This is a genomic window from Enterobacter sp. N18-03635 (assembly GCF_004006055.1).
Taxonomy (GTDB): Bacteria; Pseudomonadota; Gammaproteobacteria; order Enterobacterales; family Enterobacteriaceae; genus Enterobacter; species Enterobacter vonholyi.
In genome coordinates this window covers 2,246,420-2,260,996 of record NZ_CP034769.1, presented here as the reverse complement: position 1 = coordinate 2,260,996, position 14,577 = coordinate 2,246,420, and the positions used below count along the sequence as shown (strand labels likewise).

The following is a 14,577-nucleotide window of genomic DNA, read 5'->3' as shown; positions in this document are numbered from 1 at the left end:
TCATGCGGTATACAGGGCGGAAGACGCAGCATTTGCACTTAATCATTGCACATAACGCCATATCTGAGGAGCAACCGTGTCCGATCCTGATTTTAACCTTCTGGTTGCGCTCGACGTTTTGCTGGCAGAAGCCAGCGTGGCGGGCGCGGCGCGACGTTTAAGCCTGAGCACCTCCGCCATGAGCCGCACCTTGAGCCGGCTGCGGGAGGTGACCGGCGATCCGATCCTGGTGCGGGCCGGACGTCATATGGTGCTGACGCCCTGGGCCGAAGCCACCCGGGACCGCGCCAGAAGCGCCGTCTACGAGGCAAGGGCGGTTCTGCAGCCCTCCACCGACACGCTGAAGGTGGAAAATCTCGAACGGTTGTTCACCATCCGGGCCAACGACGGTTTTGTGGTGGCATTTGGGCCACTACTTATTGCGGCGGTGGCGGAGGTGGCGCCCGACGTCTGTATTCGTTTTTCGCCGAAACCTGAAAAAACGTCGCGCTATTTGCGCGAGGGGCTTGTCGATCTGGAGATTGGCGTGCAGAACAATATGGGGCCTGAAATACGGCTGCAAAGGCTCTTTCAGGATCGGTTTGTTGGCGCGGTGCGCAAGGGGCATCCGCTGTCATTACGGCATGATGTCAGCCTTGACGATTATATCGCCTGGGGCCATGTGGTGGCCTCTCCGAACGGATCGTTGCATGGGTCTGTCGATGACGCGCTGGCAGAACGGGGGATGAAACGCAAGATCGCCAGCGTGGTGCCCGGCTTTCCGACGGCGTTATCCGTGGCGCTGGCCTCCGATCTGATTGCCATGGTGCCTGCGTTGTACCTGCTCAATCAGGCGATGACCGAGCGCGTACACGTCTTTGAACTGCCCTTTAAGACCAGGACCATCACGGTGTCACAGATGTGGCACCCGCGCATGGAGCAGGACCCGGCGCACCGGTGGCTCAGAGAGAAAGTGCTGGAGGTGTGCCGTTCCGTGCGCTGAGCGCTCAGGCAACCTTTCCCGGCACGGTGAGGATGAAGCGCGTCGACACCGCATCCGATTCCACGCGGACTTTTCCGTGGTGCGCCGTGACGATGGACTTCACGATGGCAAGCCCAATGCCGCTGCCTTCGCCTTTACGCTGCCTGGACGGATCGACGCGATAAAAACGGTCAAACAGCTTCGACAGATGCGCCTGCGGGATCGGCGTACCGGGGTTTTCTGTCACCAGCTCAACGTCGTTATCCTGTGTTCTGATGGAGACCGTTACCGTTTTCCCTTCCGGCGTATAGCGCAGGGCGTTGGAGAGCAGATTATTGATGGCTCTTCTGAACATCTGCGGATCGCCTTCTATCAGGCAGGGCATCCCGTTAAATTTCAGCCCGATGTGGCGTTCTTCCGCCCAGGCTTCGAAGAAATCAAACACCTTCATGACCTCGGCGCTTAAATCAAACATCACTCGATCCGGGATGAGCTGATTATTATCGGCCTGTGCCAGGAACAGCATGTCGCTGACCATGCGGGTCATCCGGTTGTACTCTTCGAGGCTGGAGTACAACACATCTTCCAGCTCCTTCGGAGTGCGGTTCTGACTCAGCGCGATCTCCGTTTGCGTCACCAGGTTGGTGATGGGGGTTCTGATTTCGTGAGCGATGTCGGCGGAAAAGTTAGCCTGACGGGTAAAAACATCTTCAATCTTTTCGATCATCTGGTTGAAGGAGATGACCAGCTGCTCCAGCTCAACGGGGACGCGGGACGGCTCCAGCCGCGCGTCAAGATTTTCGGAGGTGATGTTTTTAATGGCGTTACTGACGTTACGCAGGGGCAAATGTCCCTGGCGCACGGCGATGCGGATGACAAGAATAATCAGCAGGCTGATAACGGCGGCAATCGCCAGAAGGTTTTTTTTCAGCGCCTCAAGGTAGTGCAGATGAAAATTAATGGAGAGCCCGATCAGCATCACGTAGCCCTGCGTTTTGCCCTGCAGCGTCGCCGTGCCTGAGGAGGCGATAATCCGGTACGTTTCCATTTTCATGTCGGACCCGGCGTGCATGGGGTTGGCCGGGTCTTCTACCGTCCAGAGAAACACATCCTGTGCACGACGGTGTTCGCTAAAGTTCGCCGTGTTCATCGCTGGGCGCAGTGCCGCTCCTTGCGCCGAGCTGAACAGAGTATTGCCCTGCGGATCCAGAAGCAGGACGGCCACGTTGCGGTAGCTGGCGATCGACTCTTTGATCTTGCTGATTTTCTTTTGGTCAGGATCGGCCGGTGACTGCAGGATGCGGTGCATCGCGGTGCTGATTTGCTGCAGGTCGCTGATATCCTGCTCGGCGAAGTGCTTCTCGACGGAATGCAGCATAAACCAGGTAAAGGCGAAAAAGGCCAGTATCGTGGAGAGGCTGATAAAAAAGGTCAGCCGCAGCGCAAGCGAGAACGGGCGTCGGAGGGGCTTAACGCGCATCCGGCACCTCCAGCATATAGCCCACGCCGCGCACCGTCTGGATCAGCTTCGGTTCAAAGTCATTATCGATCTTTGCGCGCAGCCGCTTTACCGCAACGTCAATCGCGTTCGTGTCGCTGTCAAAGTTCATGTCCCATACCTGGGAGGCAATCAGGGAGCGGGGCAATACTTCCCCCTGATGGCGCATGAAAAACTCCAGCAGGCTGAACTCTTTGCTGGTTAACAGGATGCGGCTTCCGGCACGGCTGACCTTTCTCGAAACAAGGTCAACCGTCAGGTCAGCCGCCTGAAGCTGGCTTTCCGCGATCACCGTATTTCCGCGCCTCAACAGCGTCCTGACCCGGGCGAGCAGCTCGGCAAAGGCGAAAGGCTTAATCAGATAGTCATCCGCGCCCAGCTCCAGCCCCTTAACCCGATGTTCAATCGTACCGAGAGCCGTCAGAAGCAGTATGGGCATCCCTTTACCGGCAGAGCGGAGCATGCGGACAATGTCCCAGCCGTTCACATCGGGCAGCATGATATCCAGAATCAGCAGATCGTATTCAGCGGTCATGGCGAGATGGTAGCCGTTGAGGCCATTAACAGCGTGGTCCACGACAAACCCCGCTTCAGTGAGCCCCTTGCTGAGGTACTCACCGGTTTTCATTTCATCTTCAACGATCAGTATTTTCATCTTGCTCCCCTGACTGGCTGCTGATGACATTCTATGGAGCCCGCAACCGTTCACAATGACTTACGTTAAAAATGACAACATTGTCATTATCCCGTCACCCGTCAAACAGGAAGCGTTCAGTAGAGTAGCCCTAAAAATACTCTGGACTTCATTTGAACCGCTATGTTCCTGTTAAAACGACTCAGCATCAGTACGGTATTTATCCTGGCGGGCTGCGTCTCGCTGGCCCCCGAATACCAGCGCCCGGCATCACCGGTACCCCAGCAGTTTTCACTTTCGCGCAACGGCCTGACGTCCGCGATGGTGGGGTATCAGGACACCGGCTGGCGCAACTTTTTCGTCGACCCGCAGGTAGCCGGGCTGATTACGGAAGCGCTGAACAATAATCGCGATGTAAAAATGGCCGCTCTGAAGGTTGAAGAGGCACGGGCGCAGTTCAGCGTGACGGATGCGGATCGTTATCCGCAGCTGAATGCCTCCTCGGGTATCACCTACAGCGGTGGGTTGAAAAGTGACAAACCGACCGCGCAGCAGTACGACGCGGGTTTTGAGCTTATCTATGAACTCGACTTCTTCGGCAAGCTGAAGAACATGAGCGAGGCCGGCCGACAAAACTATTTCGCCAGCGAAGAGGCCCGTCGCGCGGTGCATATCCTGCTCGTCTCTAACGTTTCACAGAGCTATTTCAACCAGCAGCTGGCGTTTAAACAGCTGCGTATCGCGCGGGATACACTGAAAAATTACCGGCAGTCTTATGCGTTCGTTGAGCAACAGCTGGTGACGGGCAGTACGAACGTGCTGGCGCTGGAACAGGCCCGGGGACAGATCGAAAGCACGCAGGCAGAGATTGCCAAAAGAGAGGGAGAGCTGGCGCAGGCCAATAATGCCCTGCAGCTGGTCCTCGGCACGTATCGCGCGCTCCCGGGCGAGAGCGGCATGAACGCCAGCGACGTTGCGCCGGTAAAACTGCCGCCTCATCTCTCCTCAGCGATACTGCTGCAGCGCCCGGACATTTTGGAAGCGGAGTATCAGCTTAAAGCGGCCGATGCGAATATCGGCGCCGTGCGTGCCGCCTTTTTCCCGTCAATATCATTAACCAGCGGGCTTTCAACTGGCAGTACGGAATTATCCAGCCTGTTTACCACGGGCAGCGGGATGTGGAATTTTATCCCTAAAATAGACATTCCCATTTTTAATGCGGGCAGGAATAAGGCAAACCTGAAGCTGGCCGAAATTCGCCAGCAGCAGTCGGTTATTAATTACGAACAAAAAATACAGGCCGCATTCAAACAGGTTGCCGACGCGCTCGCGCTGCGGGACAGCATCAACCAGCAGCTTGCTGCGCAGCAGCGGTACCTTGATTCCCTCCGCATTACTCTTCAACGTGCAGGAGGGTTATATTCCAGCGGTGCAGTCAGCTATATCGAAGTTCTGGACGCGGAACGTTCTCTTTTCGCTACACAGCAAAATATTCTCGACCTTATTTATGCCCGACAGGTTAATGAAATTAATCTCTTCACCGCGCTGGGCGGCGGTTGGGTCGAATAACCTCATTTAATTAAACAGGAAAATAAGCATGCGCAATTCTCTTAAGGCTCTTGTATTTGGTGCAATTATTATGTTTTCTGCCAGTCTCCAGGCTGAGGTTCATCAGCACGAGGGGATGAACTCTACCAGCGAAGCGACCTCAGAGCAGCTCATCACCGCGACCGGCATCGTGAAGGACATTGATCTGACGAACAAAAAAGTGACGATTTCTCATGAAGCCATCCCGGAAATTGGCTGGCCCGCGATGACCATGCGTTTCACCTTTATTCAGGCTGACGAGAGCATCAACGCCTTAAAGGTCGGCAGTCACGTTGATTTTTCATTTGTTCAGCAGGGCAATATCTCTTTACTAAAGAGCATTAAATAGCGAGAAACGGCATGGCCTCATTCAAAATAAAATATGCTGCCATGATAGTCAGCAGCCTTATTGCGGGAGGGCTGATATCCGTGACGGCTTTGCAGGCGTTTCATTCATCTGAAAAAACAGCAAATAGCGTTGCGGAAAGAAAGGTCCTTTTCTGGTATGACCCGATGAAGCCTGACGTGAAATTCGACAAGCCCGGTAAATCACCGTTTATGGATATGGATCTGGTCCCGAAATATGCGGACGAAAATAACGATAAAAGCGGTGACGGTATCCGTATCGATCCGACCCAGGTCCAGAATTTAGGATTAAAAACGCAAAAGGTGACGCGCGGAACGCTGAATTATGCCCAGACGATCCCGGCCATCGTCAGCTATAACGACTATCAGTTTGTCATTGTGCAGGCGCGCGCGGAAGGGTTCGTTGAGAAAGTCTACCCGCTGACGATCGGCGATAAGGTGAAGAAAGGAACGCCGCTGATTGATATTACCATTCCGGACTGGGTAGAGGCGCAGAGCGAGTTTCTGCTGTTATCCGGCACCGGCGGAACGCCGACGCAAATCAAAGGGGTTCTGGAACGGCTTCGGCTGGCGGGTATGCCGGATGAGGATATTCAGAGGCTGCGTGCGACCCGCACGATTCAGACACGGTTTACCATCAGGGCACCGATCGACGGGGTGATTACGGCCTTTGACCTCCGTACCGGGATGAATATTTCGAAAGAAAAGGTGGTGGCACAAATTCAGGGGATGGATCCGGTCTGGATCGGTGCAGCGGTCCCTGAGTCCATTGCTTATCTTCTGAAAGACACCTCGCAGTTTGCTGTTTCGGTACCTGCTTATCCGGATAAATCCTTCCCGGTTGAAAAATGGAGCCTTCTGCCGAGCGTGAATCAAACCACCCGTACGCTGCAGCTGCGCCTGCAGGTCTCCAACAAGGATGAGCTGCTGAAACCTGGCATGAATGCCTACCTGAAGCTGAATACCCACAGTCAGGAAATGCTGCTCATTCCGTCTCAGGCCGTTATTGATACCGGCAAAGAGCAGCGCGTTATTACCGTTGATACGAACGGGAATTTTATACCGAAAAGGATCCGCGTTCTGCATGAATCTCAGCAGCAGTCCGGCATTGGTAGCGGACTGGAGGAGGGGGAGTCGGTGGTGGTCAGCGGTCTGTTCCTGATTGACTCGGAGGCCAATATTACCGGTGCGTTGAACCGCATGCGCCACGCTGAAACAACTGAAGACGCGCATTCTGGCCATTAAGGAGACGATGATGATTGAATGGATTATCCGACGGTCAGTGGCCAATCGTTTCCTGGTCATGATGGGGGCGCTGTTCCTCAGCGTCTGGGGCACATGGACGATTATTAACACGCCTGTCGATGCCTTACCCGATCTGTCTGACGTGCAGGTGATTATCAAAACCCGCTATCCCGGCCAGGCCCCGCAGATTATTGAAAACCAGGTGACCTATCCACTCACCACCACCATGCTGTCGGTTCCCGGCGCAAAGACAGTGCGCGGCTTTTCGCAGTTTGGTGATTCGTACGTGTACGTCATTTTCGAAGATGGCACCGATTTGTACTGGGCCCGTTCGCGCGTGCTGGAGTACCTGAACCAGGTTCAGAGCAAACTCCCTGCCGGCGTGAGCTCGGAAATCGGCCCGGACGCCACGGGCGTAGGCTGGATATTTGAGTATGCGCTGGTGGACCGCAGCGGAAAACACGATCTCGCCGAGCTGCGCTCATTGCAGGACTGGTTCCTGAAGTTTGAGCTAAAAACTATCCCGAACGTGGCCGAGGTGGCCTCCGTCGGCGGCGTGGTGAAGCAGTATCAGATTCAGGTTGACCCGTTAAAGCTGGCGCAGTTCGGCGTCAGCCTGCCGGAGGTTAAGCAGGCCCTTGAATCGTCTAATCAGGAAGCGGGGGGATCGTCCGTAGAAATCGCGGAAGCGGAATATATGGTCCGGGCCAGCGGCTATCTGCAGACCATCGATGATTTCAATCACATCGTCCTCAAAACCGGTGAGAACGGCGTGCCGATTTACCTGCGTGATGTTGCCCGCGTACAAACGGGGCCGGAAATGCGCCGTGGTATTGCCGAGCTGAACGGGCAGGGTGAAGTGGCGGGCGGCGTGGTGATCCTGCGTTCGGGTAAAAACGCGCGCGAGGTCATAACGGCGGTGAAAGACAAGCTGGAGACGCTGAAGGCCAGCCTGCCGGAAGGCGTTGAGGTTGTGACTACCTACGATCGCAGCCAGCTCATCGACCGGGCCATTGATAACCTGAGCGGCAAGCTTCTCGAAGAGTTTATCGTGGTGGCCATCGTCTGCGCGCTGTTCCTCTGGCACATTCGCTCGGCGCTGGTGGCAATTATCTCTCTGCCGCTTGGCCTATGTATTGCCTTTATCGTTATGCATTTCCAGGGGCTGAACGCCAATATCATGTCTCTGGGAGGCATTGCCATTGCCGTCGGCGCAATGGTGGATGCCGCCATCGTGATGATTGAGAACGCGCATAAGCGGTTGGAAGAGTGGGATCACCAGCATTCAGGGGAGCAGATTGACAACGCTACCCGCTGGAAGGTCATCACCAACGCCTCTGTAGAGGTTGGCCCCGCGCTGTTTATCAGCCTACTGATCATCACCTTGTCGTTCATTCCCATCTTTACCCTCGAGGGGCAGGAAGGGCGGCTGTTTGGTCCGCTGGCCTTCACCAAAACGTACGCTATGGCAGGGGCGGCCGCGCTGGCCATCATCGTGATCCCCATTCTGATGGGATTCTGGATCCGGGGTAAAATCCCCGCAGAGACCAGTAACCCATTGAACAGGTTGCTTATTAAAGCCTACCATCCGCTTCTGATTAGGGTGCTCCACTGGCCTAAAACAACCCTGCTGATTGCGGCATTATCCATCTTCACGGTGATCTGGCCCCTGAGCCAGGTGGGTGGCGAGTTTTTACCGAAGATCAACGAAGGCGATCTGCTGTATATGCCCTCGACATTGCCGGGCGTCTCTCCGGCAGAGGCGGCGGCGCTCCTGCAGACCACGGACAAACTCATCAAAACCGTGCCTGAGGTAGCGTCGGTGTTCGGTAAAACCGGTAAAGCCGAAACGGCCACGGACTCCGCACCGCTTGAAATGGTGGAAACCACCATTCAGCTTAAGCCTGAGAATGAGTGGCGACCCGGAATGACGATTGACAAGATCGTTGACGAACTCGACAAGACCGTTCGTTTACCTGGCCTGGCGAATCTCTGGGTTCCGCCCATCCGCAACCGCATCGATATGCTTTCAACCGGGATTAAAAGCCCCATTGGCATCAAGGTGTCAGGTACCGTTCTGGCTGATATCGACGCCACGGCGCAGAGCATTGAAGCGGTAGCTAAAACGGTGCCGGGCGTGGTGTCAGCCCTGGCTGAACGTCTGGGAGGCGGGCGCTACATTAACGTTGATATCAACCGGGAAAAAGCCTCCCGCTACGGGATGACGGTGGGCGACGTGCAGCTGTTCGTCTCCACGGCCATCGGCGGGGCGACGGTGGGAGAAACGGTGGAAGGCGTCGCACGGTATCCGATTAATATTCGTTATCCTCAGGACTACCGAAACAGCCCGAACGCGTTGAGGCAGATGCCGATCCTGACGCCGATGAAACAGCAGATCACACTGGGTGATGTGGCGGATATCAACGTGGTTTCCGGCCCCACGATGCTAAAAACGGAGAATGCCCGACCTGCAAGCTGGATTTATATTGATGCCCGTGGCAGGGATATGGTGTCCGTAGTGAACGACATTAAAACGGCCATCAGTCAGAACGTAAAGCTGAGGCCGGGCACCAGCGTCGCGTTCTCCGGACAGTTCGAACTGCTCGAGCACGCCAACAAGAAACTGAAGCTAATGGTACCGATGACGGTGATGATCATCTTCATTCTGCTGTATCTGGCATTCCGTCGCGTGGATGAAGCGTTGCTGATCCTGATGAGCCTGCCGTTCGCCCTGGTCGGGGGGATATGGTTCCTGTACTGGCAGGGCTTCCATATGTCTGTGGCAACCGGCACCGGGTTTATCGCCCTGGCCGGGGTGGCGGCAGAATTTGGGGTGGTCATGCTGATGTATTTGCGTCATGCCGTTGAAGAACATCCGGCGTTGTCCCGCCAGGAAACATTCACTGAACGGGGGCTTGATGAGGCGCTTTATCATGGCGCCGTCCTGCGCGTGCGGCCAAAGGCGATGACCGTCGCGGTGATTATTGCCGGTCTGCTGCCAATTTTGTGGGGAACCGGTGCCGGGTCAGAAGTCATGAGCCGGATAGCGGCGCCAATGATCGGCGGCATGATTACGGCTCCGCTGCTATCGCTGTTTATTATCCCTGCGGCGTATAAGTTGATTTGGTTGCGCAGGTATAAAAACCGCTGTAGTGGCGGGATTTTTACGCGATAAGAGAATGGCTCATAAGTTTACTCCAGGCTCGATTGTACAGGGGAAAAAAAGAGGCTTCGCTGAGCGCTGCCCAATATACTTCTAAAATATATGACTCATAGGCGAGTAATGACCTGCTTGAGAACTGGCACACGAGGCATGATACCTTGCACTGTGCCATTTTCTGCATATGCTGCAAAAATATTGAGGATTATCTTATTGACCTATTGAGAAAAATTTAAATTCATATAACATTCAGAACCAAGATTATCTTAATAGTAATCGTTGTTCTGAGGGAGATAGCTGGCAAAAGTTGTTAAGGCTTATCGATGAATAGATAGTAAGTGAGTAAAAAATAATCTATCACATTCTATTAATGATAGTTTGATCATAAATGAGATAACATAAGGGATTAATATGACTGGACCAAAAATTTTAGATAAATTCGAACTTATAGAAAGAGTATCACGTTTTTACAACAGATATGGTTCAGATCTGGAGCAAATTAGTGAACTGTTAAAAATAAGATTAACACAATTAGCCCTTGCTTATACAATTAAAAATAACCTACCACCTGAAGCAATAAGAGTATTGACAAGAGTAAAGTCTCAGTCGAGTTTTTTGAAAAAACTCGAAAATAAAAAATGGCCGCAATTTTATTACCCAACAGACATAATAAAAGATCTTGTAGGTGCTAGAGTTATTTGTTGGTTTATTGATGATTGTTATGGCATTAAATCATTTATTTCTTCTTCAAAGCACATTGTAATTGATAAAAACATAGAGGATTATATAACCGAACCCAAAGAGTCAGGTTATAGATCAATACATTTACAGGGTAGCATTAGTTATGATGCAATTACGAGGGATATTGATAGCGATGAAATTATAATAGGCTCTAAAAATATGGCTTGCGAAATTCAGATAAGAACAAAACTCCAAGACGCATGGGCCGACATTACTCATGAATTTCATTATAAAGCAAAAAATGCAGGTGTTGACAATCAGTTCTATGAAGAAAGCCTGTCACAAATCTCTGATAGATTGAGGGGCGAGGAAAAAGCAATTCTAACTCTAAGAAATGCTTATCAAAAACTTGCTGACGAAAAAACAAAAGAAAATAAAAGAGAGGGTTTTCAATCGACATAATTAACCATTGAAATAAACCATTAATAAAAACCTATTGATAATAAGTACGATGTATAAAGACAAATATATATCATGGAGTGCATAAATGTCTCGAAACAAAATTAAAAAAAACCCTAAAGCTGAAATTATTAGAGAAATGACCAACCCAAAATGGCTTTATAGAACCGCTAAAGGGATAGCAATTAAAGTAAAGCTCCCGGAAGGAGAGGTTATAAGGATTTTAGATAGTACACCTGAAATAAGGAAGTCACTTATACCGGGGAAAAATGGATCATCATTATATGTTTTAAAAAGTAGAAAGACAGCATTGGGCGATGCATGGCAGGCCTTTAGAAGTATAAGCGGTGCCAAAGTAGGTTCATCCGAGGAATAGCTATGCGTGAATTAGTGATGTGGGGGTTATTTGGTGGGTTGATTCCTGAACTTATCGCAATTTATAAGCTTAGAGAAGCTGATAAAGGTACGCGTCCAAAGTGGTTAACTTCCTTTTTTTATTGGATAGTTACTATTGTAATGATTTTAACGGGTGGTGCACTTGTGTTCTTTTATGTGCAAATCCTAAAAGTTCAATTGAATGAAATTTTAGCAATTCATATTGGAGCCTCCGCACCAATAATATTGCAAGGTTTGGCACAGGGTAAAATACAATCAAACTAGGTTCCATGTTTTGAAGTCGATAACTCCTAATCAGGCTTCTGTCGCGGGGTTTCAGCGCGGGTCTTTGCCAGAGATCCAGGAACAGTGGATCTGCAGTGAATTTAACCAGGCCTGGAGATATTGGGCCAACATTTTTCCACTGTCTCTGAACGCTGCTTTTCTGCTTCCTGATTGAGAGGAAGCAGGTCCGGAGAAGGCATCTGCCGTCACGCCACGAGTTTCAAATACTGCTACTGCTTTGGTCACGCTGACGGCTGACATTGCATTTGGCCAACCTGAGTAGAACGCCAGATGGGTAATGATTTCTGACAATGCCGCTGGCGTAACGCCATTATCAAGGGTAATGTCTATATAGTGCTTAAGGTCGCCAGGCTGGTTTCTGGCAATTAGCATGGAGACGGTCACCATACTACGATCCCTGGGCGAGAGGGCATCTCGTGTCCACAGATCTTCTGTAATAGTTTGTAATCGAAGGTGGATTTTATCGAGAAGGGAGGACACCAATGTCCTGAAAGCACCATGGAGTATAGAACCATAAATGCAATTTAACATAATATACATTATGCGCACCTATATGGAATAAGGGGAAATCTGGCGTTTTGTGGTCATCGTTAGCCTGGATGCCGATGGACTATTAAAGCGTCTTAGCTGACCATCTTATGTGCATCCAGCTTTTGCTCAACGTCTCAACCAAAGGCCGTGAAAACGCAGATAGCACGCCAGCTTGACGGTACTGTTCTTCCCAGCCTTATTATTTACCGTTTTGTCCTGTTGATATAAGCCTGCAAACCCTCCGCAAGATAATCAAACACCGTTTTACAGGCCTGGCTATGGCGTAAATCCTCATGCATCACCAACCAGGTGTCGAGATGAAATGCAAAGAAATCAGGCATGACCCTCTGTAACGGCGGAGAAAAATCGGCCAGTTGTACCTGGCACATACCGATACCCGCTCCTGCACGAATGAGGTTTAATTGTGCAATATCACTGTCACTCCGCACGGTAAACAATTCACGGTTTAGCTGTGGATATTGTTTAAGTGCCTGTAAAATAAAGGGAGTCGTATTATCGAAACCCACGAGCGTATGGGTGAATAACTCATCAATACTTTCCGGAGCACCACATCGTGACAGATAGGCTGGCGCGGCATGCAGACCTATTTCAACCCTGCCCATCCGACGTGCAATCAGTTGCTCCTGCACCGGCGTGGCCATGCGTACGGCAATATCCGCTTCCCGGTTCAGTAAATCCTGAACGCGATTAGACAGAACCAGTTCAATAACTATCTGCGGGTATTCTTCCTTTATTTGTGCGATCACTGGAGGAAGAACCTCCGTGCCGATGATTTCACTGGCGGCGACGCGCACAATGCCTCGTAATCCGGTTGCGCCGGAACTGAAACTGGCTGCCGACCGCTCAATCATCATGGCCGTATTTTCCATCGCCTGCGCATGGCCCTTCAGCTCAACGGCTGCATCCGTGGCCTGTAATCCTGTCTGCGAACGGGTAAATAAAACAAGGCCCAGGGCTGACTCCAGCGCCGCAATATGGCGTCCGGCGGTTGGCTGAGTAATGGCAAGCCTGCGTGCGGCCCCTGACAGAGACCCTTCCCTCATCACGGCCAGAAAGGTGCGATACCATTCCCACGGGATATTTAGCTTCATACAAAAATGAATACCTGCTGGCTTATATTATGCAATTACATTTAGCCCGTGCGGTCATTATGATGTCAAGCAGATATCCAATAAGGGGCAAACGATGAAAAACACAAATAAGGTACTGATACTGGGCGCAACGGGTGGGATCGGTGGCGAAATAGCCCGCAAATTGATCCGTGACGAATGGGATGTGCGTGCATTGCGCCGCAGCGCTCCGAAAACTGACGATCGCAACAAAAGCATTTCGTGGATAAGCGGTGATGCGCAGAATGCAGAACAGGTTGAGGCAGCGGCGTCCGAATGCAGCGTTATTGTCCATGCCGTAAACCCGCCAGGTTATCGAAACTGGGAACAGCTGGTTTTGCCCATGCTGAATAACACCATAAATGCAGCGGAGCGAATCGGTGCGTTAATCGTTCTGCCGGGCACGATTTATAACTACGGCCCGGATGCTTTTCCCCTCTTACGCGAGGATTCTCCTCAGAATCCGTTTACCCGAAAAGGCGCTATACGGGTGCAAATGGAGCAGGAACTCGCAGATTATGCGCAGCGTGGCGGAAAGGTGCTGATTTTACGTGCAGGTGACTTTTTTGGTCCCCATGCCGGCAATAACTGGTTTTCGCAGGGATTGGTCAAACCGGGGCAACCGCCGAAGATAATTCAAAACCCCGGGAAAACCGGCGCAGGCCACCAGTGGGCTTATCTGCCGGATGTCGCCGAAACGCTCGTTGCACTGCTGTCGCGTCGGGAGGAACTCGAACCGTTTGCCAGTTTCCATATGCGCGGGCATTGGGATCCTGACGGGACAGCGATGACTGCCGCCATAAAGCACGTCGCGGAGCGTGCCGGTATTCAGGCGAAGGTGAAATCGTTTCCCTGGTGGCTTATCTCGGCGATAAGCCCCTTTAATACCACACTGCATGAAATGCAGGAGATGCGTTATCTCTGGGAGCAGACAATAGAAATGGATAATTCAAAACTGGTTTCCTTTTTGGGCCATGAGCCCCAGACCCCTCTTATTGAAGCTGTATATTCCACATTAGCGGGCCTGGGCTGCATTTAACATAACCTGTACGTTTAGAAAAGGTTGAACGATGTCTGATATACTTCAGCTTTTGAAAAACGCAGCCCTAAGCAAATGGAAATTGAATTAAATAAAAGTGTTAAAGAGAGAATTTTACACGCAGTTATTTTTGAAGTGATGGCCAACATTATTATCGCGCTATCTCTTGCCTGGCTGATGAACGTGTCGATACTCCAGTCGGGCTCGTTGTCCGTGATATCCGCCCTTACCGCAACGGTCTGGAATTTTATTTTTAATAAACTCTTCGACTCGCTGCAGAAAAAATACCGCTTTCAACGGACGTTTCTCATTCGAGCGATCCATGCGGTAGGTTTTGAAACGGGACTCATCATCACCCTAATTCCTGTCGCGATGGTTATGCTGAATCTTACAGTGACTGAGGCATTTTTTGTTGAGATCGGTCTTGTACTGTTTTTCCTGCCGTACACGTTACTGTTTAACTGGATTTACGACTACCTGCGCTGGACATTTGTTGGGCGGAAACGGTCTGCTATGTAGAGAGATACCTGTCACATTGACACGCTTTTGATCGTATTCGACTCCTCTCACCTTCTATACTCTTCATTTCTCTATCTCTTTTGAGG

At 51.4% G+C, this 14,577-nt stretch carries 13 protein-coding genes and 1 pseudogene; 10 read left to right on the top strand and 4 right to left on the bottom strand.

Going from position 1 to position 14,577, the window contains the following annotated elements:
- The first annotated feature begins 76 nt into the window (after nt 1-76).
- Nucleotides 77-982 (top strand): LysR family transcriptional regulator, encoded by a 906-nt coding sequence (locus ELK40_RS11525; RefSeq protein WP_127730920.1) that lies wholly within the window; start codon nt 77-79, stop codon nt 980-982.
- A 4-nt stretch (nt 983-986) separates the two neighbouring features.
- On the opposite strand, the gene ELK40_RS11520 is transcribed toward ELK40_RS11525, so the two are convergent.
- Nucleotides 987-2,441, bottom strand: coding sequence for a Cu(+)/Ag(+) sensor histidine kinase (locus ELK40_RS11520; protein ID WP_127730918.1), 1,455 nt, complete (start codon nt 2,439-2,441; stop codon nt 987-989).
- Nucleotides 2,431-3,114, bottom strand: coding sequence for a copper/silver response regulator transcription factor (locus ELK40_RS11515; RefSeq protein ID WP_127730916.1), 684 nt, complete (start codon nt 3,112-3,114; stop codon nt 2,431-2,433). The genes ELK40_RS11520 and ELK40_RS11515 overlap by 11 nt, the downstream gene beginning before the upstream one ends.
- 162 nt (nt 3,115-3,276) lie before the next feature.
- Between ELK40_RS11515 and ELK40_RS11510 the strand changes: the two genes are divergently transcribed.
- From ELK40_RS11510 to ELK40_RS22690, 7 genes are all read left to right on the top strand, one after another.
- Nucleotides 3,277-4,662, top strand: a complete 1,386-nt coding sequence (locus tag ELK40_RS11510; protein WP_127730914.1) for an efflux transporter outer membrane subunit — start codon at nt 3,277-3,279, stop codon at nt 4,660-4,662.
- 28 nt (nt 4,663-4,690) lie between these two features.
- A complete protein-coding gene (gene cusF / locus ELK40_RS11505) occupies nt 4,691-5,029 on the top strand; it encodes a cation efflux system protein CusF (protein ID WP_127730911.1) in 339 nt (112 codons plus the stop codon).
- A gap of 11 nt (nt 5,030-5,040) precedes the next feature.
- Entirely contained in the window at nt 5,041-6,291 is a 1,251-nt protein-coding gene (locus tag ELK40_RS11500) for an efflux RND transporter periplasmic adaptor subunit (protein WP_127730909.1), read from the top strand.
- Between the two features lie 10 nt (nt 6,292-6,301).
- A complete protein-coding gene (gene silA / locus ELK40_RS11495; RefSeq protein ID WP_127732785.1) occupies nt 6,302-9,466 on the top strand; it encodes a Cu(+)/Ag(+) efflux RND transporter permease subunit SilA in 3,165 nt (1,054 codons plus the stop codon).
- Between the two features lie 396 nt (nt 9,467-9,862).
- Entirely contained in the window at nt 9,863-10,594 is a 732-nt protein-coding gene (locus tag ELK40_RS11490; RefSeq protein WP_127730907.1) for a GTP pyrophosphokinase, read from the top strand.
- An 85-nt stretch (nt 10,595-10,679) separates the two neighbouring features.
- Complete coding sequence (locus ELK40_RS11485) at nt 10,680-10,967, top strand: hypothetical protein (protein ID WP_127730905.1); 288 nt, start codon at nt 10,680-10,682, stop codon at nt 10,965-10,967.
- Between the two features lie 2 nt (nt 10,968-10,969).
- Nucleotides 10,970-11,251, top strand: coding sequence for a hypothetical protein (locus tag ELK40_RS22690; protein WP_164850606.1), 282 nt, complete (start codon nt 10,970-10,972; stop codon nt 11,249-11,251).
- A gap of 28 nt (nt 11,252-11,279) precedes the next feature.
- Here the strand turns inward: ELK40_RS22690 and ELK40_RS11480 are convergent.
- Both ELK40_RS11480 and ELK40_RS11475 read right to left on the bottom strand, forming a co-directional pair.
- A pseudogene (locus tag ELK40_RS11480) lies at nt 11,280-11,716 on the bottom strand (carboxymuconolactone decarboxylase family protein); the annotation flags it as partial.
- A gap of 290 nt (nt 11,717-12,006) precedes the next feature.
- On the bottom strand, nt 12,007-12,915 hold the full coding sequence (locus ELK40_RS11475; RefSeq protein WP_127730902.1) for a LysR family transcriptional regulator: 909 nt from the start codon (nt 12,913-12,915) through the stop codon (nt 12,007-12,009).
- Nucleotides 12,916-13,009: 94 nt separating this feature from the next.
- Here ELK40_RS11475 and ELK40_RS11470 point away from each other — a divergent pair, with 94 nt between their 5' ends.
- On the top strand, nt 13,010-13,972 hold the full coding sequence (locus ELK40_RS11470; RefSeq protein ID WP_127730900.1) for an NAD-dependent epimerase/dehydratase family protein: 963 nt from the start codon (nt 13,010-13,012) through the stop codon (nt 13,970-13,972).
- 75 nt (nt 13,973-14,047) lie between these two features.
- Nucleotides 14,048-14,491, top strand: coding sequence for a PACE efflux transporter (locus ELK40_RS11465; RefSeq protein ID WP_127730898.1), 444 nt, complete (start codon nt 14,048-14,050; stop codon nt 14,489-14,491).
- Nucleotides 14,492-14,577: the final 86 nt, after the last annotated feature.

Bases quoted from the DNA above. Each gene is read 5' to 3' on its own strand.
- ELK40_RS22690 (WP_164850606.1), top strand. From the start codon at position 10,970: ATGCGTGAATTAGTGATGTGGGGGTTATTTGGTGGGTTGATTCCTGAA.
- ELK40_RS11500 (WP_127730909.1), top strand. From the start codon at position 5,041: ATGGCCTCATTCAAAATAAAATATGCTGCCATGATAGTCAGCAGCCTT.
- ELK40_RS11470 (WP_127730900.1), top strand. From the start codon at position 13,010: ATGAAAAACACAAATAAGGTACTGATACTGGGCGCAACGGGTGGGATC.
- ELK40_RS11465 (WP_127730898.1), top strand. From the start codon at position 14,048: ATGGAAATTGAATTAAATAAAAGTGTTAAAGAGAGAATTTTACACGCA.
- cusF (WP_127730911.1), top strand. From the start codon at position 4,691: ATGCGCAATTCTCTTAAGGCTCTTGTATTTGGTGCAATTATTATGTTT.
- ELK40_RS11515 (WP_127730916.1), bottom strand. From the start codon at position 3,114: ATGAAAATACTGATCGTTGAAGATGAAATGAAAACCGGTGAGTACCTC.
- ELK40_RS11510 (WP_127730914.1), top strand. From the start codon at position 3,277: ATGTTCCTGTTAAAACGACTCAGCATCAGTACGGTATTTATCCTGGCG.
- ELK40_RS11520 (WP_127730918.1), bottom strand. From the start codon at position 2,441: ATGCGCGTTAAGCCCCTCCGACGCCCGTTCTCGCTTGCGCTGCGGCTG.
- silA (WP_127732785.1), top strand. From the start codon at position 6,302: ATGATTGAATGGATTATCCGACGGTCAGTGGCCAATCGTTTCCTGGTC.
- ELK40_RS11490 (WP_127730907.1), top strand. From the start codon at position 9,863: ATGACTGGACCAAAAATTTTAGATAAATTCGAACTTATAGAAAGAGTA.
- ELK40_RS11475 (WP_127730902.1), bottom strand. From the start codon at position 12,915: ATGAAGCTAAATATCCCGTGGGAATGGTATCGCACCTTTCTGGCCGTG.
- ELK40_RS11485 (WP_127730905.1), top strand. From the start codon at position 10,680: ATGTCTCGAAACAAAATTAAAAAAAACCCTAAAGCTGAAATTATTAGA.